We start from the raw sequence: 22278 nt of genomic DNA on the forward strand, positions 1-22278 counted from the left end.
TTGCGCCAGTACTTCTCCGGGTCCGCGACCGACTCGCCGACCTGCGAGGAGGCCGCGAAGTGCAGCACCCCGTCGAAGGAGGCGTCGAGGACCTCCCCCGCCTCCTGGATCCGCCCCCGCACGAACTCGGCGCCGGCCGGCACACCCTCGCGGAAGCCGGTGGAGAGGTCGTCCAGGACGGTGACCTGGTGTCCCGCCTCCAGCAGGTGGGCGGCGACCACGCTGCCGACATAGCCGGCGCCACCCGTGACCAGGTACTTACTCATGATGAGACCTCCAGCGGGCGATGGTCCGCCGGTGGGCGGCCATCGGTGACGTACGTACGACTGGGGCCTATTGTCCCTGGCCGCGGGAGTGCTCCGGACCGCCGGCCGGACCGCCCGCTCAGCCCCGCGCCATCCGCTCCAGCAGTCCCGTCCGGGCGGCCACCGCCGCCGCCTCCAGCCGGGTCCGCGCGCCGAGCTTCATCAGCACCCGCTGGACGTGCGTCCGGGCGGTGCTCGCCGCGATCCGCATCCCGGCGGCGATCGCCGCGGTGTCCTCGCCGTCCGCGATCCGGGCCAGCACCTGCACCTCACGGCGGGTCAGCAGCCGCAGCAGGCGGAGCGCTTCGTCGTCCGGCTCCGCGGCCGGGCGCAGCAACTGGTCGAAGGCGCCCCGGAGCACGTCCACCGCGACCGCCGCCTCCCCGGCCCGGGCCCGCCCGATGGCCCGCTCGACCACTTCGATCCGCTCGTCGCTGGGCACGTAGCCCGCCGCGCCCGCCGCGAACGCACCGGCCACGCCCCGCAGTTCACCGACCGGACCGAGCACGATGACGGCCACCTCGGGCCGCTCCCGGCGGATCCGGCGCAGCCCGTCGAAGGCCCCGGGATCGGCCGGACCGGCCACCCCGAGCAGGCACACCTCGGGCCGGCGCCCGGCCACCAGGTCGGCGGCGGACCCGGCCGGCGAGCCGACCGCGAGCACCCGGTGACCGCGCAGCTGGAGCGCGGTGGCCAGCGCCTCGGCCAGCAGCCGGTGGTCGTCGACCACCACGAGTCGAACGCCCATGACACCCTCCCCGTCGGGGTCCGGCCCGCGCCCGCACCCGGTAGGGCGGGCGGCCGATGACGCACCATCACAGCGCATTCGGCACCCGGCCCGCTAGCCCGCCTCCGACCCGGCGACGGCGGGCGGACACGAAAAAGACCCTCGCCGTTGGGCGAGGGTCTTTCACTTTGAGCCCCCATGCGGAATCGAACCGCAGACCTTCTCCTTACCATGGAGACGCTCTACCGACTGAGCTATAGGGGCGAACCGGTCGAACAAGGGAGACATTACACGGCCGACGGCCCGGAAGGGAAATCGGCTCCGACCACCCGATCGAGGACATCCGACCCCCTCGCCGACCCCCCGCCCGAGGGCGCCGCGACGGCGTCGTACAGCCGGTCAGGCGTCGGGGTGAGCCCCGTCGAACACCTCGCGCGCGGCGAGCATCTCCGCGGTCCGCTCCTCCGTCCAGCGACCGACCGGCGCCAGCAGCGCGGACAGCTCCCGGCCGAGCGGCAGCAGGTCGTAGACCACCCGCGGCGGCGTCTCGGGGTACACCGTGCGCCGCACCAGGCCGTTGCGCTCCAGGGTGCGCAACGACTGGGTGAGCATCTTGCGGCTGACCCCGTCCACCGCGCGCTGCAGCTCGGAGAACCGCTGCGGACCGAACTCGCCGAGGCTCATCAGGATCAGCATCGTCCACTTGTCCGCCAGGTCCGCGAGCATGGCGCGGCTCGGACAGAGCTGGGCGAAGACATCGAGGTCCTGGGCCTGCTCCGGCCCGGCCGGGGACCGCTCCTGCGTCGTCATGCCCTCCAGGGTAGCCCTTCGGTCTCCAATCCATTCTTGGTAACTTCTGGAGACTTGGTCTACATTGGAGACCATTGGACGGGGCGGCGCCCAGCCGCCGTCCCCGGCCTCCCCTGCCGTTCCCTTTCACGCGTCCCACCGAGGAGCACCCAGCCATGACCGCCATCCGCCCCACCGTCGCCATCGCCTATCACTCCGGCTACGGCCACACCGCCGTCATCGCCGAGGCCGTGGCCCGCGGCGCCGCCGCGAGCGGAGCCGAGGTCGTCACCGTCGCCGTCGACACCATCACCGAGGAGCAGTGGGCCCGGCTGGACGCCGCGGACGCGATCGTCTTCGGCTCGCCCACCTACATGGGCACCGCCTCCGGCGCCTTCCACGTCTTCGCCGAGGCCAGCAGCAAGCGCTGGTTCGGCGACGCCTGGCTGGACAAGGTCGCCGCCGGCTTCACCAACTCCGCCTCCAAGAGCGGCGACAAGTCCGGCACCCTCGGCTTCTTCCAGACCCTCGCCGCCCAGCACGGCATGAACTGGGTCAACCTGGGCCTCAAGCCGGGCTGGAACTCCTCGACCGGCACCGAGCACGACCTCAACCGCCTCGGCTTCTTCGCCGGCGCCGCCGCCTCCACCCCGTCCGACGGCGGCACCGACGCCGTCCACCTGGCCGACATCGCCACCGCCGAGCACCTCGGTGACCGCGTCGCCAAGCACACCGCGATCCTGCTGGCCGGCCGCGCCGCCCTGACCCCCGTCGCCGCCTGACAGTGAGCTGAGTCACCCGGGGTGCCGAGCCGCCCACCGGGGCCGGCAGCACCACCGCGCGCTACGCCGCCGGGTCCGCCCCCAGGGCGGGCGCCCGGCGGCGTCCGCCGTCGGCCCCGGCCAGCGCGAGGTCCGTACCGCTGGTCTCCGGCAGCAGCCGCAGGCAGCAGAGCGACACCAGCCCCAGCGCCGCCAGGTACCAGCCGACCGGCTCCGCCGTCCCGTAGGCGTCGGTCAGCCTGGTCGCGATCAGCGGCGTCGTCGCACCGCCCACCACCCCGCCCAGGTTGTACGTCAGCGCGGCGCCGGTGTACCGCACCCGGGTCGGGAACAGCTCCGGCAGGTACGCCGCCAGCGGCCCGAGCAGGCATCCCAGCACCACCATCGACCCGGCCAGGGCCAGGAACATCAGCGGCCGGCTCACCGTCTCCAGCAGCGGGAACAGCAGCAGCGACCAGAACACCGCGAGCCCCGTCGCCCCCTGCAGCATCCGCCGGCGCCCCCACCGGTCACTGCGCCGGGCACTCACCCAGACCGTCACGGCCTGGCCCGCGACGCCCGTCAGCAGCATCGACAGCACCACCGTGCTGGGCACCCCGAGCCCGGTCGTCGCGTACGCCAGGGCGTACGTGGTGGTCAGGTAGAACAGCGCGTACCCGACGGTGATCACCCCGCAGCCGATCAGCACCGTCCGCCAGTGGCCGCGCAGGACCTCCAGCACCGGCGGCCGCGTCCGCACCTCACCGGCCCGGAACAGCGGCGTCTCCTCGATCCGCAGCCGCACGAACAGCCCCATCGCCACCAACGCCAGCGACGCCAGGAACGGCACCCGCCAGCCCCAGCCGTGGAACGACCGCTCGCTCAGCGCCAGTTGGAGCACCAGGAAGATGCCGTTGGCGAGCGCGAAGCCGATGGTCGGCCCCAGTTGCAGGAACGCCCCGTACCGCCCGCGCCGCCCGGCCGGCGCGTTCTCCGCGATCAGCAACGCGGCCCCGCCCCACTCCCCGCCGAGCCCGACGCCCTGGCAGACCCGCAGCAGCACCAGCGCGGCCGGCGCCCACCACCCCCACGCCCCGTACCCCGGCAGCACACCGACCAGCGCCGTCGACAGGCCCATCAGCAGCAGCGACACCACCAGGGTGGCCCGCCGCCCCAGCCGGTCCCCGAAGTGCCCGAACACCACCGCCCCCAGCGGCCGGGCCAGGAACGCCACCGCGTACACCGAGAACGCCGCCAACAGCGCTCCCACCGTACCCAGGCCCGGGAAGAACACCCCGCCGAAGACCAGCGCGGCCGCCGTCCCGTAGATGAAGAAGTCGTAGAACTCGATCGCCGTACCGATCAGCGCCGCCGCCGCGGCCCTGCGCAACTGCGCCGACCGGCGGGCTTCCTGCGTATCCATACCGCCACCCTGGCGACCCCCGCACCCCCGCGACAGCGCCCACCTGGGTGACGACGGCGCACAACCGGCACCTCACGCCCGCCCCGCACCACGGCCACCACCGACGACGACTGCCCGGCCACCGGGGCTCACCCCAGCGGCCGGGCAGTCGGACCGTCTCCCCTAGCGGGCGTACGGATTGTCGCTCGGCGGAGCCGGCGGCCCGTACGACGGCGGCCCCGGCGGCACCCCGGGCCCGGCCTGCGGCGGAGCCTGCGGGTACCCCACCGGAGCGGGCGGCGCCTCGACGGCCGGCGCGGCGGTGGCCGCCCCGCGCCGGCGCAGCACCAGGAACACCACGCCCGCCACGAGCACCAGCCCGACCACCACGGCGACGACGATCGGCAGCGCACTGCCGGAGTCGGACGCCTCGGCGGCGGGCGGCTGCGCGGCCGGCGGGGCCGCCACGGGGGCGCTGTTCGCGGTCTGCGGCGCGCTCGCCGCCGCCGAAGCACCGGTGGACGCGCTCGCCGAGGGCGACGGGGCTGCAGACGGCGAAGCCGGGGGGGCCTCGACGGCCTTCTCGGGGATCGGGGACACGTCCGCCGGCCCCGGATCCCCCGGCGTGGTCAGCGCGATCCGGGGCCGGACCGCGCCGTAGCCGACGTTGTCTGCCCGGGCGGCGCCGTCACTCGGCTTCCCCGCGGTGTTGATGAGCACCCGCAGCACCTGGTTGGCGGTCCAGTCGGGGTGCACCGCCCAGACCAACGCCGCCGACGCGGAGACCAGCGCGGTCGCGTCGGAGGTGCCGTGGCTCTTGCAGTACCCGGTCTGGCCCGTGCAGGCGTCGACCATATCCATACCGGGCGCGACAAGATCGACCTGCGGCCCCTGCTCCGACTCCGACGTCACCACACCGTTCCGGTCGACCGCACCCACCCCCACGACCCCGGGCAGACCGCCGGGGTACTCGACCAGGTTCCCGCTCTGAGCGGAGTTCCCGACGCTGGCGACCACCAGCGAGCCCTTCGCGTTCGCACCGGCGATCACCCGGTTCAGTTTGGCCACGTCGTCCGGAGAGGTACTGGGGGCGGCCATGCCCTGCGAGATGTTGATGACCTTGGCGCCCTGCTCGACGGCGAAGGTGATGGCCTGACCGATCTGGTCGAGGAAGTCCGCCGAGGTGACGGCACCCTCGTTGCCGTTCCGGATCTTCAGCGGAAGGATCTTGGCCCCGGGCGCCAGACCGTAGGCCCCGTTGCCTCCCATGCCCTTCCCGGATCCCGCGATGAGACTGGCCATCTGCGTGCCGTGGCCGGTGGCCGAGGCACCCACCCCGCCCGGAAGGCCGCTGAAGTCCTTACCCGGTAGCAACTGCCCCACCAGGTCCGGGTGATCCAGCTTGAACCCGCCCTCGATCACCGCGACCGTGACGCCCTGCCCCTTCGAGGTCTGCCACATCTCCGGCGCACGCATGGCATCCAGGTGCCACTGGTCGTTCCGGATCGAACCCTCCGCAGCGGCCGGAACCACGGCTGGGCCCACTACAACGCTTGAGGCCAGCAGCGCCACGGCGAACATTCGCCCACCGACCCGTACATCCGTTCGCCGCATCACGACTCCTCGTTGTCTCCCCGTCACCGAGGACCACGCCCCGGACAGGTCTGCCCGGCCACCGGGGGAGCCCAGTGGCCGGGCAGTCGTCACAGTCCTACTCAATCACGCCCGGATTGCTCTGCGGCGTACCGCTCGTCCAGGTCTCCTCGTCCTCGTGCAGGTAGTCCGCACGCTTGCGACGGTCGCGCTCGCTCTTGCCCGCGTGACCCGACATGCCGGGACCGCCCGCCATGCCGTTCTGGCCCGAGCGCGGCCCGTTCTCCCCGCCCGCACCGCCCGTGGCACCCGCCCGGCTCCGCAGGCCCGTGCCACCGGGAGTGAACGCGCCCCCCGCGGCCGGACCCTTGGTCCCGCCGACCGTGCCACCAGTGGTCGAGGTCAGGCCCCGACCGCGCGAGCTGCCACCGGAGGCTCCGCCACCGTGACCGCCGCCCATGCCCGGGTGCATGCCGCCGCCCGAACCGCCCATGCCGTTGCCGGCCGCGGACCGACCGCTGCCGCCCTGGGCCTCACGCGATCCGAAGGGCTGTCCGCCGCCGGGCAGCCCGGACGGGGTTCCCTTCGGGGGGACCGATCCGCCACCGCCACCGAACGGGTTCGTCCGGCCCGAGGTCGGAATGGTCGGGCTGCTCCCCTTCGGGGGGAGCGAACCGCCACCGGGGCCGAAGGGGTTGAACGGCAGGGGCCCGCCGGGCTGACCGCCGGGGCCGACCGGAAGCCCGTGCGTACCTCCCGGGCCGTTCGGCGGGAAACCGCCGGGCCCGGTCGGCGCCACCGGACCGGTGGGAGAGGTCGGCAGGGTGGGCACGCTGTCGATGCCGGTCCCCGGTCGGTGGATCACCGGAGACGACGGGTCGGGCGTCGGCCCGGGGATGCCCGGGTCACCCGGCAGCGGCACCGGCGTCGGGCTGGGGCGCGGCGGGACCGGGTCGATGTGCCCGGGCCCGGTCGGGACCGGCGCGGGCGGACGGGGGGTCACCGAGCCGCCGCCTCCGCCCCCGGGCGGCGGGCTGTAGCTCCCGCCACCGCCGCCGCCACCCGTGTTGGGGTTGGGGGCGTAGTGGCTGGAGCCCGTTCCGCCGCCACCACCACCGGGCACATAGTCAGACGAACTGTCCCGGTCACCCCCCTGGCCCGGGGTCCCCGGCAGGGGCGGCAGCTCCAGCGAGTTCAGCTTCGTGGTCGCCGCCTCGTAGGCCTGCCCCAGCTTCACCATCTGGTTGATGGCTTCCTGGTGCTCCTGGTCGACCTTCTTCTTCGCCGCCGCGGCCTCGGTCGCGGTGACCCAGTTGGAGTCGACCTTCTTCATGATCTGGTCGGCGGAACTGCCCACACCGCCGTACTTGATCTCCAGCAGCGGGGTGATGGTGGGGCACGGCTGGCTGTTGTGCTTGTTGACCGTCTCGACCTCGGCCTTGGGGACGTCGGGCACCGCGGTCTTGGCCGTGCTGAGCGCCTCGCCCGCCTGGTGCATGGCATCGCCCGCGCCGGTGGAGTAGTCGCCGATCAGCGCCGCCGACTTGTGGAAGTTGCCGGCCCAGGTCTTGAAGCTCTCGGCGGCCGGCCCCTCCCAGGAGATCTGGTCGACATGCGCCTTGAGTGCCTGGCTGAGCTCCTTCAGGACCTTGCCGGCCGCCTGCAGCTGGGTACCCCGGCTGAGGACCTTGCCGGGGTCGGTGCCGGCGACCATGGCCTTGAGCTCTTCGTGCTTCTTGCCTTCGAAGTCTGTTCCGCCTGCCATTACTTACTCCCCGTCCTACCGAGACTCCTGCCCCTGACCGGCATCAGAAGGCCACCTTCGGGCCCGGCCCGTTCGGCCCCGCCGCCGGGTTGACCACACCGGCGTTCTTCGCGACCGCCTGCTGGGCGGCCGTGGTGTTCTCCTCGTTGCCGGCGTAGTTGCCCGCCGTCTGCGCGACCGCCGTCTTCATCGCCTCGATCTGGGAGACGAAGTCCTTGTGCAGCTTGACCAGGGCGTCGTGGGTCTTCCCGTACGCGGCCGTCAGGTCGGTGGACTGCGTGAAGCCCTTGCCGAAGTTGTCCGCGTGCAGCCGCTGTTCCTGGAGCTTGTAGGGCGCGGCCTCCGAGCCCTCCATCGCCTGGAGCAGCGCCTCGATCTTCTTCGCGAAGGCGGTCAGCGTGTCCAGCTCGATCTTGACGTTCTTGCTTCCGAAGGCGGACACCAGCGCCGAGGCGCTGACGTTCGTCTCCACGGCCCGGACGACGTTGTCGACCACGCCGAACATACCGCCGAACCAGCCGCCGCCATGGGTCCCGAGCGTGAACGGCTTGTCGTCCGGAGGCGCCGTCACGCCGTTCGTCCCGGCTTCTCCGCCTACAGGTGCGTCAGCCACCGCAAATCCACCTCTCCCCCGCGTGCGGGGCGGCCCGTGGGCCGCCGCACCGCAACACACCGTCAACTTCTCGGTCTTACCGTCGTACTCGGCGTGCCGCCCGCCGTCCGGACAGCAGTCGCCTGAGCCATCGTAGCCACCCGCTCCGTCAGGTCGGCAGGGCCGGTGCCCCAGGGGCGTGCGATCGGTACGAACTTGACACGTACAGGCCCCGGCGGCCCCCGCCCGGCCGACCGCTAGACTGGCCGGGTCCGGTTCGGCCGGGTACGACCTCATCTGCCGCGCAATGTCGCACAGCAGCGACCCTCCGCCCCGCCCACCCGCGTGCGAGGCGGCCCGCAGCGGAATGGATGTGATCACGTGCCGTCCCGGTCGTCCGGTCCCGTACGGCGGAGCACCCCGTGGTGGGCGCGGGCCGCCCGCCCGGCCCGGCCCCCGCTGCCGCTCGCGCCGACGGTGCGCGCGGCGGTCGGCATGGCGGTGCCGCTCGCGCTCGGGCTGCTCTCCCACCACCTGGACCTCGGCGTCTTCGCCGGTCTCGGCGCGATGCACGCCACCATGAACGACCGCGTCGAGCCCACCCGGCTGCGCGCCCCGCGGATCGCCTCGGCGGTGTCCGCCTCCGCACTCGGCATGCTGATCGGCACCGCCCTGCAGGAGTTCCACCCCCGGGGGCTTCTGTCGACCGCCCTGGCCATCGGTGCGGCGCTCACCGCCACGGCGTTCGTGTCCGGGGCGCTGAGCGCCACCGGGCCGCGCGGGTCCGCGGCGGGGATGCTGCTGCTGGTCTCCGCCGCGCTGGGGAGCGGAATGCCGCTCGCCCGGCCGTGGTGGGCGGCCGCGCCGATGATGCTGGCCGGGGCGGCCTTCGTGGTCCTGCTCGGCCTGCCGGGCCGCAGCCACCGCCGCCCGCGCGCCGACCCGCGCACCCGGGCGCTCGCCGCCGCGTACGACGCGCTCGGCGCCACCCTGGCCGACCTGGGCACCCCGCGGGGCGCCGCGTCGCGCCAGGTCCTGACGGCCCGTCTGAACCAGCTCCAGGACCTCCTCCCGCCGCCTCGCCCCGGGGTGCCCGAGGCCCCCCGCACCGTCCGGCTCCGCCGGATGTACGAGGCGGCGCTGGCGGCCACCGAGGCGGCGAGCGGGCTGCTCTGGGCCTGGCGGCCCGTCCCGCCGGAGGCCGCCGCCGTCCCCGGGCTCCTCGCCCGGGCCGTGGAGCGCGGCGGCGGCGAGGTGGCGGTGCCCGACTGGCAGCCCGACACGCCGTCCCGGCAGGCGCTGGACGCGGCCCTGCGGGCGGCCGCCGAGACCGTCGCCGGGCGCGAGGCCGCCCTGGGGACGGCGCCACCACCGCCCCCGGACCCGTGGCGGCTGCGCGTGCGGCTGCTCTCCCGGGAGTCGGTCCGGTACGGCCTGCGGGTGGCCCTCTGCATCGCGGTCGGCTCGGCCGCCACCGCCTCGTTGCCGCTCAGCAAGAGCTACTGGGTGCCGATGACGATCGCGTTCGTGCTCAAGCCGGACCTCGGCTCGGTGTTCCTGCGCGCGGTCAGCCGCTCGGTCGGTACCGTACTGGGGGTGGCGGTGACGGCGGGGGTGCTCCTGCTCACCACCGACGCGTGGGCGCTGACCGTGATCGCCGCGCTCTGCGTGGCGCTGCTGCCGTACGCGACGGCGGCGCACTACGGCCTGAACACCGTCGCCATCACCCCGATGGCACTGATCCTGCTCCAGCTCGGCGGGCAGAACGGCGCGGCCGAGTTCTGGCCCCGGGTCCTGGACACCGCGCTCGCGAGTGCGATCGTGCTGCTGTTCGGCTACCTGCTCTGGCCGGAACGCCCGCGCCACCGGATCGAGCCCCGTCTGGTCGACGCGACGGCCGCGCTCCACGCCTACCTCGCCTCGGTCACCGGAGGGGCCCGGCCGATCCCGGCCGCCGCCACCCAAACCCTCGCCACCGCGCACGCCCCCGCCACCGCACAAGCCCCCGCCACCCCGGTCGCCGAGGTCTGGCTCCGCCGCACCGCCTACCGCGCCCTCGCCGACGCCCGCCGGGAGGTGCAGCAGGGTCTCACGGAGCCGCCGCCCACCGGCCGGCTCGCCGAACAGTGGCTGCCCGCGACCGCCGCGCTGGAGCGCCTCAGCGGCGCCGTGGCGGCGTACGCGGCACAGATCCGGTACGGCGGCCGGGTCCCCGACCCGGGCGAGGTGGAGCGGGTCCGGCGGGCCCTGGACGACCTCACCGCGGCCGCCCGCGCGCACCGGCCGCCGACCCGGCCGGCGGCCCGTCCGACCCGGCCGCACGACCCGGCGCGCAGCGCGCTGGGCCGTGCGGCGGACGAACTCGAAACGCTCCTCGGCGACCGAGGCCGACCAAGCTGACCAGGCTGACCCAGGCCCACCGGCCACCCGTCCCCGACCGACCGGACCGGCCCTCAGACCTGCTCGGCCAGCTCCATCCAGCTCATCTCCAGCTCCTCCTTCTCCTCCCGAACACCGCGCAGCTCGGTGTCCAGCGACGCGACCTTGGAGAAGTCGGCGGCGTGCTCGGCCAGTTGGGCGTGCAGCTTGGCCTCCTTCTGGTCCAGCTTGGCGATCTGCCGCTCCAGCTTCTGCATCTCCTTCTTCGCCGCCCGCGTGTCCCCGGCGGACGGGCCGGCCGACGCCGCCGCCACGGCGCCGGCCGCGGCCGCCGGCACCGCGGCGGCCGCCATCCGGGCGCGCCGCTCCAGGTACTCGTCGACGCCGTTGGGCAGCATCCGCAGCTTCTTGTCACCGAGCAGCGCGTGCACCACGTCCGTGGTGCGCTCGATGAAGAACCGGTCGTGGCTGATCACGACCATCGAGCCGGGCCAGGCGTCGAGCAGGTCCTCCAGCTGGTTCAGCGTCTCGATGTCGAGGTCGTTGGTGGGCTCGTCGAGGAACAGCACGTTGGGCTCGTCCATCAGCAGCCGGAGCAGCTGCAGCCGCCGCCGCTCGCCGCCGGAGAGGTCGCCGACCGGCGTCCACTGCTTGTCCTTGCCGAAGCCGAACTGCTCGCAGAGCTGACCGGCGCTCATCTCCCGGCCCTTGCCGAGGTCCACCCGGGAGCGCACCTGCTCGACCGCCTGCAGCACCCGGGTCTCCGGCTCCAGCTCGGCGACCTCCTGCGAGAGGTAGGCCAGCCGGACCGTCTTGCCGACCTTGATCACACCGGAGGCGGGCTGCACGTCGCCCTCCGAGGCGTACGCGTCGCGCATCGCCCGCAGCAGCGAGGTCTTGCCGGCGCCGTTGACGCCGAGCAGGCCGATCCGGTCACCGGGGCCGAGCTGCCAGGTCAGGTTCTCCAGGAGCAGCTTCGGGCCGGCCGTGACGGTCACGCCCTCCAGCTCGAACACGGTGCGGCCGAGCCGCGCGTTGGCGAACTTCATCAGCTCGCTCTTGTCCCGCGGGTCCGGCACGTCCGCGATCAGGGCGTTGGCGGCCTCGATCCGGTAGCGCGGCTTGGAGGTCCGGGCGGGGGCGCCGCGGCGCAGCCAGGCCAGCTCCTTGCGGGCGAGGTTCTGGCGCTTCTGCTCCTCGGTGGCCTCGATCCGGGTGCGCTCGGCGCGGGCGAAGACGTAGTCGGAGTAGCCGCCCTCGTACTCGTGCACCGCGCCGTGCTGGACGTCCCACATCCGGGTGCAGACCTGGTCCAGGAACCAGCGGTCGTGGGTGACGCAGACGAGCGCGGAACGGCGGTTCTGGAGGTGCTTGGCGAGCCAGGCGATGCCCTCGACGTCGAGGTGGTTGGTGGGCTCGTCCAGGACGATCAGGTCCGGCGAGCCGAGTAGCAGCCTGGCGAGGGCGATCCGGCGGCGCTCGCCACCGGAGAGCGGGCCGATCACGGTGTCCAGGCCCTCGGCGAAGCCGGGCAGGTCGAGGCCGCCGAAGAGGCCCTCGATGATGTCGCGGATCCGCGCGTCGCCGAGCCACTCGTGGTCGGCCCGGCCGGCGATCACCTCGTGCCGGATGGTGGCCTTCGGGTCGAGCGAGTCGTGCTGGGTGAGGACGGCCATCTCCACCCCGCCGGCGTGGGTGATCCGCCCGCCGTCCGGCTCCTCCAGCTTGGCGAGCATCCGGATCAGGGTGGTCTTGCCGTCCCCGTTGCGGCCGACGACGCCGATCCGGTCCCCTTCACTGACGCCGAGGCTGACCCCGTCCAGAAGGGCCCGGGTGCCGTAGACCTTCGTGACGGACTCGATGGTGGCGAGGTTGACGGCCACGTGTGCTGCGCTCCTGGATTCGGCGGTCGGGGCCGCGCCGATCTCCCGGTACGCACCCCATTCGGGGTCGCCCCGATCTCCCCAGCCTAACGGGGAAGCCGGCGGGGCCCGCTACGGCAGTACGCCCGCCCCCGGGACCGGGCCGTACGTCGCGTGCGCGGTGCGGCAGGTGCCGGACGCGCGCAGGGCCTCGGCGACGGCGGCCGCCGCCTCGGCGTCCTTGGCCAGGAAGGCGCAGGTGGGGCCGGAGCCGGAGACCAGGGCGCCGAGGGCGCCGGCCTCGGTGCCGGCCCGCAGGGTCGCGGCGAGCGACGGGCGCAGCGAGAGGGCGGCCGACTGGAGGTCGTTGGCGAGCGCGCCGGCCAGCGCGACGGGGTCACCGTCGGCGAGGGCGGCGAGCAGGGCGGGGTCGGCGTCGGGGGTGGGCACCTCGGTGTCGCCGGAGCCGGTGCCGGCCTCCTCCCGGAGGCGGTCGCACTCGCGGAAGACGGCGGGGGTGGAGAGTCCGCCGTCGGCGACGGCGAAGACCCAGTGGAAGGTCCCGGTGACGGGCAGCGGGTCCAGGATCTCGCCGCGTCCCCGGCCCAGGGCGACGCCGCCGAGGAGGGCGAAGGGCACGTCGGAGCCGAGTTCGGCGGCCAGTTCCAGCAGCGTCCCGGCGGGGGTGCCGAGCTCCCACAGCGCGTCGCAGGCCACCAGGGCGGCGGCGCCGTCGGCGCTGCCGCCGGCCATCCCGCCGGCCACCGGGATGGCCTTGGCGATGTGCAGCCGCACGTCCGGCTCGCCGAGGCCGTGCCGGGCGGCGAGCAGCCGGGCCGCGCGGGCGGCGAGGTTGCTGTCGTCGAGCGGGACGGCGGCCGCGTCGGGGCCGGAGCAGGTGAGGGTGACGCCCTCGCCCGGCCCGGCGGCGCTCGCCGTCACCTCGTCGCCGAGGGCGACCGCGAAGAAGACGTTGGCCAGGTCGTGGAAGCCGTCGGCGCGCAGCCCGCCGACTCCCAGCTGGACGTTGACCTTGGCGGGGACGCGTACCGTGATCACTCGGACTCCGGCTTCACGGGCTTGTGCTCGGCGATGGCGGCGAACTGCTCCACCGTCAGCATCTCGCCGCGCAGCTTGTGGTCGATGCCGGCGCCGGCGAGCGCCTGCTCGGCCGCGGCCGGGGAGCCGGCCCAGCCGGCGAGGGCGGCGCGCAGGGTCTTGCGGCGCTGGGCGAACGCGGCGTCGACGACGGCGAACACCTCGGTGCGGCTCGCGGTGGTCCGCGGCGGATCGCGGCGGATCAGCGAGACGAGCCCGGAGTCGACGTTCGGCGCGGGCCAGAACACGTTGCGCCCGATGGCGCCGGCCCGCTTCACCTCGGCGTACCAGTTGGCCTTGACCGAGGGGACGCCGTACACCTTGTTGCCGGGCTTGGCGGCGAGCCGGTCGGCGACCTCGCTCTGCACCATCACCAGGGTGCGCTCGATGCTGGGGAAGGTCGCCAGCATGTGCAGCAGCACGGGGACGGCCACGTTGTAGGGCAGGTTGGCGACCAGCGCGGTGGGCGGCGGGCCGGGCAGCTCGGTGACCTCCATGGCGTCGCTGAGTACCAGGTCGAAGGCGTCCGCCTTGCCGGGCAGCCGGGCGGCGACGGTGTCCGGCAGGTGCCGCGCCAGCACCGGGTCGATCTCGACCGCGGTGACGTGCCGCGCGACCTCCAGCAGCGCCAGCGTCAGCGACCCGAGCCCGGGCCCGACCTCCACCACGGAGTCCTCGGCCGTCACCCCGCCCGCCCGGACGATCCGCCGGACGGTGTTGCCGTCGATGACGAAGTTCTGCCCGCGCTGCTTGGTCGGCTTCACACCGAACGCGGCGGCCAGCTCCCGCACGTCGGCGGCGCCCAGCAGGTGGATGTCAGAGGTGGGATCGGTGGTGCTCACGCGCCAAGGATACGGGCGCGGGGAGCCCCCGGGGTTCGGCCACCGCGGCGGGGGCGCTCACCACCGGGTGCGGCGGCGCGCATGGCCCGGCGGAACGCCCGGTCCGGTCGGCTCAGTACCCGAAGGCCCTGGCCGTGTTCGCCGCGATGGCGGTGGCCAGCTCGTCCTCGTGCAGCCCCAGCGTCGCGGCCATCGAGCGGACGGTGACCGGGATCAGGTACGGCGCGTTGGGGCGGCCGCGGTACGGGTGCGGGGTGAGGAAGGGCGCGTCGGTCTCGACCAGCACGCGGTCCGGCGGGGTGGCGGCGAGGGCGTCCCGCAGCGGCTGGTTGGCCTTGAAGGTGACCGGTCCGGCGAAGGACAGGTACCAGCCGTGCTCGGCGCAGGTCCTGGCCATCGCGGCGTCGCCGGAGTAGCAGTGGAAGACGGTCCGCTCGGGGGCGCCCTCCGCCAGCAGCACCGCGATGACGTCCTCGTGGGCGTCCCGGTCGTGGATCACCAGGGCCTTGTCGTGCCGCTTGGCCATCTCGATGTGCCGGCGGAACGACTCCTTCTGGATCTCCACGCCCTCGGGACCGGTCCGGAAGTAGTCCAGGCCGGTCTCGCCCACGGCGCGGACCTGCGGCAGCGCGGCGAGCGCGTCGATCTCGGCGAGGGCGGCGTCGAGCGCGGCGGCGCCGCCGGCCGGGCGCTGCTGCCCGGACCAGCCGTCCGGGTCGCCGAGGAAGATCCGCGGCGCCTCGTTGGGGTGCAGGGCGACGGCCGCGTGCACCTGCTCGAACTCGGCCGCCAGATCGGCGGCCCAGCGCGAGCCGGGCACGTCGCAGCCCACCTGGACGACGGTGGTGACGCCGACGGAGGCGGCGCGCGCCAGGCCCTCGGCGGGGGTGCCGGACTGCATGTCCAGGTGGGTATGCGAGTCGGCGACCGCCACCGCCAGCGGGGCGGGCAGCGGCGGTGGCGTCGACCGGTCGTCGTCCTTCTTCGCCATCAGGCGGCGGGCTTCTCTTCGAGGCGCGGGAACAGGATCTCGCCCTTGGTGACGGTGGCGCCGGCGGGCAGCCGGCCCCAGTCCGCCGCGGTGGCGACGGTCTGCGCGGACAGCGCGCCGAGACCGGCGGCCTCGGCCCCGAGCGAGACCCAGAGCTTCTCGGCGGTGGCCGGCATCACCGGGTTGAGCAGCACGGCGGTGGCCCGCAGCGCCTCGGCGGCGGTGTAGAGGATGGTCGCGAGGCGCGCCCGGCCCTCCTCGGACTCGTCCTTGGCGACCTTCCAGGGCGCCTGCTCGGTGAGGTAGCCGTTGACCTGCTTGACGAACTCGAAGACCGCCGCGAGGCCGCCGGCGAAGTCCAGCTCCTCGCCGATCTTCCGGTCGGCGGTCGCTACCGCCGCCGTCAGCCCGTCCGCGACGGCCTGCTCGGCCGGGCCGTGGGCCGGCGAGGCCGGCAGCGCCCCGTCGAAGTACTTGCCGACCATGGCCGCCACCCGGGAGGCCAGGTTGCCGAAGTCGTTGGCCAGCTCGGAGGTGTACCGGGCGGTGAAGTCCTCCCAGGAGAACGAGCCGTCGGTGCCGAACGGGATGGCCCGCAGGAAGTAGTAGCGGTAGGCGTCCACGCCGAAGTGCGAGGTGAGGTCCTGCGGGGCGATGCCGGTCAGGTTGGACTTGGACATCTTCTCGCCGCCGACCATCAGCCAGCCGTTGGCGACGACCCGCTTGGGCAGCGGCAGTCCGGCGGCCATCAGCATGGCCGGCCAGATCACCGCGTGGAACCGCAGGATGTCCTTGCCGACCAGGTGCACGGAGGCCGGCCAGAGTTCGGCGAAGCGCTCCGGGTCGGTGCCGTAGCCGGCCGCGGTGATGTAGTTCTGCAGCGCGTCGACCCAGACGTAGAGGACGTGCTTCTCGTCCCAGGGCAGCGGCACGCCCCAGTTGAAGGTCGAGCGGGAGATCGAGAGGTCCTTGAGGTCCTGCTCGACGAAGCGCAGCACCTCGTTGCGGGCCGAGGCGGGCTGGATGAAGTCCGGGTTCGCGGCGTAGAACTCCAGCAGCTTCGGGCCGTAGGCGGAGAGCCGGAAGAAGTAGTTCTCCTCCTCCAGCCACTCGACCGGCCGCTTGTGCACGGCGCAGAGCTTCTCGCCCTCGGTGGCGCCGTCCAGCAGCTCGGCGGGGAGCTTGTACTCCTCGCAGCCGACGCAGTACGGGCCGGAGTAGCCGCCCTTGTAGATCTCGCCCTTGTCGTAGAGGTCCTGGACGAACTCCTGCACCCGGTCGGTGTGCCGTTCCTGGGTGGTGCGGATGAAGTCGTCGTTGGCGATCTCCAGGTGCTGCCAGAGCGGCTTCCACGCCTCCTCGACCAGCTTGTCGCACCACTCCTGCGGGGTGACGCCGTTGGCCTCGGCGGTGCGCAGGATCTTCTGACCGTGCTCGTCGGTGCCGGTCAGGTACCAGACCTTCTCGCCGCGCTGGCGGTGCCAGCGGGTCAGCACGTCGCCCGCCACGGTGGTGTAGGCGTGGCCCAGGTGCGGGCGATCGTTGACGTAGTAGATCGGGGTGGTGACGTAGTACGCCGGGGTCGCGTCCCCGGTGGTGCTGTGTTCTGCAGTGGCCGCCATGGTCGGCAAGCTTAATCGGGTACGGGGGCGGCCCTCGACCCGTGCCCACCGGGGGCCGGCGCCGCCCGCCCGTCGGCGCCTCGCGCCGGTCCCCGGTCGGCTCCCGCTCCACCGGGTCGTCCGGCCGCCGGTCCGCCGACCGGCCGCCGAACCGTCCTCCCGGGCTCAGCCCGTCACGCGCGCCCAGAGCCGGGCCAGCCGTCCGCGCGGCGCGGCGGGCGCGGCCACCGGCTGGGCGCCGGCCGGCTCGGCGTGCGCCGAGTAGCCCGGGGCGTGCTGCCAGGACTTGTCCGCGCTGGCCACCCGGCCCTCGCGCATGATCCGGACGGTGTGGCCGCCGCAGCCCGGGCAGGTCGGCTTGAGCAGCGGCGACGGCACCCGGACACCGTTGGCGTGGTACTCGAACACGACGTGCCCGTCCCGGGCCATGTGGTGCTCGATGTCATACGCCTGCTCCCAGCCGTATCCGCAGCTCAGGCAGGCGAAGGAGTAGGCCTCCCGGACGGTCTCGACAGGGGTCTGCGGCCGGCCGGTCAGGCCGGGGTCGCTCAGCGCATTGCCACCGCGGGGGCTACCGATCGTCTCGCTCATAGCAGTCTCCCAGCGCCCGCCGGGCGCTCGCCCGGCTGGGTCTTTCCATCCCAGGAAATGCCCGGACCGCCCCGGCCGATGCCCCTCTTGTGAAGACTTGGACGCGGATTGGGAATCCCTATACGAAAGGGTGGATCCTGACCGAAAACCACGGCCAAAGCTTCAGCTCGGCGGGCGTTTACCGGGGCCTTCACTCCAAGGTACGCGCCCCCGTCACCCCCGGCACCTGCGGCTTTCAGGCCGGGCCGGCCGACGTGTTCTTGGCCGCCACCACCGCGTCGAACACCTCCCGCTTGGGCAGCGCCAGCTCCGCCGCGACCGCCGCGATGGCCTCCTTGCGGCGCTCCCCGGCCTCCTCCCGGACGGCCACCCGGCGGGCCAGCTCGGCCGGGGTCAGCTCGGCCGGGGCGGCCGGCGGGGCGCCCGCGACCACCACGGTGATCTCGCCCCGGACCCCGTCGGCGGCCCACTGCGCCAGCTCGCCGAGCGGGCCCCGCTTGATCTCCTCGTAGGTCTTGGTCAGCTCGCGGCAGACCGCGGCGGGGCGGTCGGCGCCGAACGCGAGGGCCATCGCGGCCAGCGTCTCGGCGATCCGGTGCGGGGCCTCGAAGAAGACCATGGTGCGCGGCTCGGCGGCGACCGTGGCCAGCTGGCGCGCCCGGTCCCCGGTCTTGCGCGGCAGGAAGCCCTCGAAGGTGAAGCGGTCCACCGGCAGGCCGGACAGCGCCAGCGCGGTGAGCACCGCGGACGGGCCGGGCACCGCGGTGACCTTGACGTCGGCGGCCACCGCGGCGGCCACCAGCCGGTAGCCGGGGTCGGAGACGGACGGCATCCCGGCGTCGGTCACCAGCAGCACCCGGGCGCCGCCCAGCAGCGCCTCGACCAGCTCGGGGGTGCGGCCTACCTCGTTGCCCTCGAAGTAGGAGAGCACCCGCCCGGCCGGGGTCACCCCGAGCGCCTGGGTGAGCCGGCGCAGCCGCCGGGTGTCCTCGGCCGCGATCACGTCCGCCGTGGCCAGCTCGGTGAGCAGCCGGGGCGGGGCGTCCGAGACGTCGCCGATGGGGGTGCCTGCGAGAACGAGTACTCCTGTCACGGGCCCCATCCTTGCAGTAACCGGGCCCCGGGTGTTTTTGGTGACGATTCGGGCAGCTTCGGAGGGAGCCGTCCTCCCCGAAGGAAGCGCCCCTACGATGTGGCGGATGAACGGCGACACGGCGGCGCAGACGCCCACTGGTACAGACCACACCGCGCAGGGTGGCGTCGGCGTGCCGGTCCTGACGGACCAGGCGTCCCCCGCCGTCCCCGCCCCGCGCGCGTCCGGGGAGGAGGAGCGCCCGGATCCGTCCTGGCTGCGGCGCCTGGCCCGGCACGGCTACACCCCGCCGCCGAAGGCCACGCTCGCCGAGCGGCTGGTGCCGCCGATGCCGGACGGCCCGGGCGTGACGCCGGCCCGGGTCGCCCCCTCCCCGGTCCTGCTGCGGCTCGGCGTAGCCGTGCCGGCGCCGCTCTGGTCCTGGCTCTGCCGCTGGGCCGGCTGGCTCGGCCCGCTCCTGGTGGCCCTGTTCGGCGGACTGCTCCGGTTCAGCGGCCTCGGCGAGCCGAACGCGATCATCTTCGACGAGACGTACTACGCCAAGGACGCGTACGCGCTCTGGCACGGCGGCTACGAGATCAGCTGGCCGGACGGCGCCAACGAGCAGATCATGGCGGGGTCGGCGGTGCCGTACCGGCCGGACCCGAGCTACGTGGTCCATCCGCCGGTCGGCAAGTGGATCATCGGCGCGGGCGAGCAGCTGTTCGGGATGAACCCCTTCGGCTGGCGGTTCGCGGTGGCGCTGCTCGGCACGCTGTCGATCCTGATGGTGGCCCGGATCGCCCGCCGGCTGTTCCGCTCGACCCTGCTGGGCTGCGTCGCCGGTCTGCTGCTCGCCGTGGACGGCCTGCACTTCGTGCTCAGCCGGGCCGCGCTGCTGGACCTGGTGGTGATGTTCTGGATCCTCGCCGCGTTCGGCTTCCTGCTGCTGGACCGCGACCGCACCCGGGCGAGGATCGTCGCGCGCCTGGGCGGTGTGGCGGACTCCGCCCTGGCCCAGCGGCTGAACCTCGGCTGGCGCCCGTACCGGATCGCGGCCGGCGTCTGCGTCGGCCTGACCTGCGCGACCAAGTGGAGCGGCCTGTACGTGGCCGCCGCCTTCGGTGTGCTGACCGTGCTCTGGGACGCCGGTTCGCGCCGGCTGGCGGGCGCCGGCCGCCCGTACCTGTGGACGCTGGTCCGGGACGTGGTGCCGGCCTTCGTCTCGGTCGTGGTGGTCTCCGCGGTGGTCTACGTGACCTCCTGGTGGGGCTGGTTCGCCAGCAGCACCGTGCCCGGCCGGGGCGGCTACGGCCGGGACTGGGCGGTCGGCCGGGACACCGCGTTCCCGTGGATCCCGGAGGGCCTGCGGGCGCTCTGGCACTACCACTCCACGGTGTACGACTTCCACACCCACCTGAGCGATCCGCACACCTACCAGTCCAACCCGTGGAGCTGGCTGGTGCTCGGCCGACCGGTCTCCTTCTTCTACGAGTCCCCGAAGCAGGGCCAGGCCGGCTGCACCGCGAGCGACTGCGCCCGCGAGGTGCTGGGCATCGGGACCCCGCTGCTCTGGTGGGCCGGCGCGGTGGCGCTGGTGTACTGCCTGTGGCGCTGGGCCGCCCGGCGCGACTGGCGGGCCGGCGCGGTGCTCTGCGGCCTGGCCGCCGGCTACCTGCCCTGGTTCGCCTACCAGCAGCGGACCATCTTCCTGTTCTACGCGGTGGCCTTCGTGCCGTTCCTGGTGCTCGCCGTGACGATGCTGGTCGGCGCCCTGATCGGGCCGGCCGGGGCGTCCCGCGACCGGCGGATCATCGGTTCCGCGGCGGCCGGGCTGCTGGTGCTGCTGATCGTCTGGAACTTCCTCTTCTTCTACCCGCTGTACACCGGGCAGACGATCCCGATGGACGACTGGCGCAAGCGGATGTGGTTCAACACCTGGATCTGACGGTCCCGGGGCGGGAACCGTGCCGGCGTGGTGCGCGACACGTACCAGATCCGTCACAAGACCCGGGCGTTTCGTCGGCGCACCGAGTTCGGCTGCCTAGGCTGGTCACCGAACGCGTATCCGGCCACCTCCGGCTGCGGCCAGTCGCCAGACCCTTGGGGGAACAGCACCATGCGCAGAGGCGCCAAGATCGGCATCATCACCGGCGTTTCCGTCGCCGTGCTCGCGGGCGGCGGGTACGGGGCCTACAGCCTCGTCGGGTCGGGCGGCTCCGACACCGCCGAGGCCAAGAAGGCCCGCACGGTGGTCGCCGAGCCTCCCAGCGCCGAGCAGGCCGCGGCCGGGGCCAAGGACTTCCTGGAGGCCTGGGCCGCCGGTGACATCGCCAAGGCGGCCGGGCTGACCGACGACCCGGCGGCCGCGACCGCCGCGCTGACCGCGTTCAAGGACCAGGTCAAGCCCAGCGCGCTGACCCTCGCGCCGTCCGGCCCGGCCACCCCGGCCGCCTTCGCCTCCGCGACCGGCACGCCCTCGCCGGCCGCCAAGCCCCCGGCCGCCACCGGCTCCGCGGCGCCGACCGCGGCGGGCACCGAGTCCCCGTCGGCCTCCGCCTCCGCCGCCCCCTCCGGCGTGCTGATGGGCTTCAAGGCCCGCGCCGAGTTCGAGGGCACCAACCGGGTCTGGGACTACAACGGCTTCCTGGGCGTCGTGAAGATGAGCGACAACACCCCGGCCGTGCACTGGGCCCCGTCGGTGATCCACCCGCACCTGACCGCCGGCGAGGTGATCGCCACCCAGCCGGTCTTCGCCCCCGCGGGCAACGTGGTCGACCGCAACGGCAAGGCGCTGCAGGGCGCCTCGATCACCCCGGCGCTGATCTCGACCCTCCAGGACAACGCCCGCAAGCTCCTCCAGGCCGACCCGACCAAGGACCAGAGCGACGCCGGGAGCGGCGTGGTGATCACCGACGCGGCAGGCAAGGGCGTCACCGACAAGCTGTTCACCATCGTCGAGCCGAAGCCGGCCAAGCCGTTCAAGGTCACCATCGACAACGCCGTGCAGGCCGCCGCCGAGAAGGCGATGGCGGACCTCGGCGGCAAGCAGGGCTCGATCGTGGCCATCGAGCCGAGCACCGGCCAGGTGCTGGCCTTCGCCAACGCGCCGGCCACCGGCCAGAACCGGGCCTTCGTCGGCCTGCTGGCCCCGGGCTCGACGATGAAGATCGTCACCTCGGCGGCCCTGCTGGAGGCCGGCGTCAACCCGGACACCCCGGTCGCCTGCCCGGTGAAGAGCAGCAACCCGAAGGCGATCCCGAACTCGTTCCCGGACGCCTACCCGAACAACACGCTCCAGCAGGACTTCATGATCTCCTGCAACACCGCCTTCATCGACCAGGGCCTGGCCAGCCTCAAGCCGGCCACCCTCGGTGCCACCGCGAAGGACGTCTTCGGCATCGGCCTGGAGTGGAAGACCGGCCTGCCCAACGTCGACGGCCGGGTGCCGGACCCGGGCGCCAACAAGGACGAGCAGGCCATGCAGTCGATCGGCCAGGGCAAGGTCCAGATGAACCCGCTGGCCATCGCCTCGATCACCGCCACGGTGCAGAGCGGTGAGTTCAAGCAGCCGATCCTGGTCGCCGACCTGCCGCAGCAGAAGGCCGCCCGCAACCTCTCCGCGGACGCCGACGCCAAGCTGAAGGCGATGATGGCCGCCACCGCCAAGGACGGCACGGCCAAGGCCGCGATGGCCGGCATCTCGGACAACGCCGGTGCCAAGACCGGCTCGGCCGAGGTCGCCGGGATGGACACCACCAACAGCTGGTTCACCGCCTACCGGGGCAACATCGCCGTCGCCGCCGAGGTCCAGGCCGGTGGCCACGGCGCCGACGCGGCCGGCCCGGCCGTCGCCGCCGTCATCAAGGCGGCCGGCAACCGCTGAC

At 73.7% G+C, this 22278-nt stretch carries 18 protein-coding genes and 1 tRNA gene; 4 read left to right on the top strand and 15 right to left on the bottom strand.

Annotated elements, in window-relative coordinates:
* The 4 genes from ACFWA9_RS00760 to ACFWA9_RS00775 form a co-directional block, all read right to left on the bottom strand.
* A partial coding sequence (locus tag ACFWA9_RS00760) for an NAD-dependent epimerase/dehydratase family protein (protein ID WP_380382131.1) occupies window positions 1-266 on the bottom strand: 266 nt, incomplete at its 3' end.
* 118 nt (window positions 267-384) lie between these two features.
* Entirely contained in the window at window positions 385-1053 is a 669-nt protein-coding gene (locus ACFWA9_RS00765; RefSeq protein ID WP_352290656.1) for a LuxR C-terminal-related transcriptional regulator, read from the bottom strand.
* 170 nt (window positions 1054-1223) lie between these two features.
* Window positions 1224-1296: transfer RNA gene (locus ACFWA9_RS00770), tRNA-Thr, on the bottom strand.
* Window positions 1297-1431: 135 nt separating this feature from the next.
* A complete protein-coding gene (locus ACFWA9_RS00775) occupies window positions 1432-1842 on the bottom strand; it encodes a helix-turn-helix domain-containing protein (RefSeq protein WP_329489307.1) in 411 nt (136 codons plus the stop codon).
* A 155-nt stretch (window positions 1843-1997) separates the two neighbouring features.
* Here ACFWA9_RS00775 and ACFWA9_RS00780 point away from each other — a divergent pair, with 155 nt between their 5' ends.
* Entirely contained in the window at window positions 1998-2603 is a 606-nt protein-coding gene (locus ACFWA9_RS00780) for a flavodoxin family protein (protein WP_329489306.1), read from the top strand.
* 61 nt (window positions 2604-2664) lie between these two features.
* On the opposite strand, the gene ACFWA9_RS00785 is transcribed toward ACFWA9_RS00780, so the two are convergent.
* The 4 genes from ACFWA9_RS00785 to ACFWA9_RS00800 form a co-directional block, all read right to left on the bottom strand.
* Window positions 2665-4005 (bottom strand): MFS transporter, encoded by a 1341-nt coding sequence (locus tag ACFWA9_RS00785; protein ID WP_352290655.1) that lies wholly within the window; start codon window positions 4003-4005, stop codon window positions 2665-2667.
* Window positions 4006-4167: 162 nt separating this feature from the next.
* Entirely contained in the window at window positions 4168-5460 is a 1293-nt protein-coding gene (locus ACFWA9_RS00790; protein WP_359803693.1) for a S8 family serine peptidase, read from the bottom strand.
* 235 nt (window positions 5461-5695) lie between these two features.
* Window positions 5696-7342 (bottom strand): WXG100 family type VII secretion target, encoded by a 1647-nt coding sequence (locus tag ACFWA9_RS00795; RefSeq protein WP_380382134.1) that lies wholly within the window; start codon window positions 7340-7342, stop codon window positions 5696-5698.
* Window positions 7343-7385: 43 nt separating this feature from the next.
* Window positions 7386-7913 carry a hypothetical protein gene (locus ACFWA9_RS00800; protein WP_329489302.1) on the bottom strand — a complete coding sequence of 176 codons (528 nt, stop codon included), beginning with the start codon at window positions 7911-7913 and terminating at the stop codon, window positions 7386-7388.
* A 402-nt stretch (window positions 7914-8315) separates the two neighbouring features.
* Here ACFWA9_RS00800 and ACFWA9_RS00805 point away from each other — a divergent pair, with 402 nt between their 5' ends.
* Window positions 8316-10334, top strand: a complete 2019-nt coding sequence (locus ACFWA9_RS00805; RefSeq protein WP_380382136.1) for an FUSC family protein — start codon at window positions 8316-8318, stop codon at window positions 10332-10334.
* Window positions 10335-10387: 53 nt separating this feature from the next.
* On the opposite strand, the gene ACFWA9_RS00810 is transcribed toward ACFWA9_RS00805, so the two are convergent.
* The 7 genes from ACFWA9_RS00810 to rsmI all read right to left on the bottom strand — a co-directional run bounded on the left by ACFWA9_RS00810 (window position 10388) and on the right by rsmI (window position 18412).
* Window positions 10388-12196 carry an ABC-F family ATP-binding cassette domain-containing protein gene (locus ACFWA9_RS00810; RefSeq protein WP_380382138.1) on the bottom strand — a complete coding sequence of 603 codons (1809 nt, stop codon included), beginning with the start codon at window positions 12194-12196 and terminating at the stop codon, window positions 10388-10390.
* Between the two features lie 111 nt (window positions 12197-12307).
* A complete protein-coding gene (locus ACFWA9_RS00815; RefSeq protein ID WP_352290649.1) occupies window positions 12308-13234 on the bottom strand; it encodes a 4-(cytidine 5'-diphospho)-2-C-methyl-D-erythritol kinase in 927 nt (308 codons plus the stop codon).
* Window positions 13231-14115, bottom strand: a complete 885-nt coding sequence (rsmA, locus tag ACFWA9_RS00820) for a 16S rRNA (adenine(1518)-N(6)/adenine(1519)-N(6))-dimethyltransferase RsmA (protein WP_329489298.1) — start codon at window positions 14113-14115, stop codon at window positions 13231-13233. The genes ACFWA9_RS00815 and rsmA overlap by 4 nt, the downstream gene beginning before the upstream one ends.
* Window positions 14116-14227: 112 nt before the next feature.
* Window positions 14228-15106 carry a TatD family hydrolase gene (locus ACFWA9_RS00825; protein ID WP_329489297.1) on the bottom strand — a complete coding sequence of 293 codons (879 nt, stop codon included), beginning with the start codon at window positions 15104-15106 and terminating at the stop codon, window positions 14228-14230.
* Window positions 15106-16728 (bottom strand): methionine--tRNA ligase, encoded by a 1623-nt coding sequence (gene metG, locus ACFWA9_RS00830; RefSeq protein ID WP_352290647.1) that lies wholly within the window; start codon window positions 16726-16728, stop codon window positions 15106-15108. The genes ACFWA9_RS00825 and metG overlap by 1 nt, the downstream gene beginning before the upstream one ends.
* Window positions 16729-16893: 165 nt before the next feature.
* On the bottom strand, window positions 16894-17319 hold the full coding sequence (locus tag ACFWA9_RS00835) for a hypothetical protein (RefSeq protein ID WP_352290646.1): 426 nt from the start codon (window positions 17317-17319) through the stop codon (window positions 16894-16896).
* Between the two features lie 235 nt (window positions 17320-17554).
* The gene (gene rsmI, locus ACFWA9_RS00840) at window positions 17555-18412 is read right to left on the bottom strand and encodes a 16S rRNA (cytidine(1402)-2'-O)-methyltransferase (protein WP_380382141.1); all 858 of its coding nucleotides are present in this window, start codon (window positions 18410-18412) and stop codon (window positions 17555-17557) included.
* Window positions 18413-18518: 106 nt separating this feature from the next.
* Here rsmI and ACFWA9_RS00845 point away from each other — a divergent pair, with 106 nt between their 5' ends.
* Together ACFWA9_RS00845 and ACFWA9_RS00850 are read left to right on the top strand one after the other, a co-directional pair.
* Window positions 18519-20339: a phospholipid carrier-dependent glycosyltransferase gene (locus ACFWA9_RS00845; protein ID WP_352290645.1), complete on the top strand. Its 1821-nt coding sequence runs from the start codon at window positions 18519-18521 to the stop codon at window positions 20337-20339.
* Between the two features lie 171 nt (window positions 20340-20510).
* Window positions 20511-22277, top strand: coding sequence for a penicillin-binding transpeptidase domain-containing protein (locus tag ACFWA9_RS00850; RefSeq protein WP_352290644.1), 1767 nt, complete (start codon window positions 20511-20513; stop codon window positions 22275-22277).
* The last annotated feature ends 1 nt before the right edge of the window (window position 22278 follow it).

Origin of the sequence: Kitasatospora sp. NPDC059973 (genome assembly GCF_042737525.1) — a bacterium.
GTDB lineage: Bacteria > Actinomycetota > Actinomycetes > Streptomycetales > Streptomycetaceae > Kitasatospora.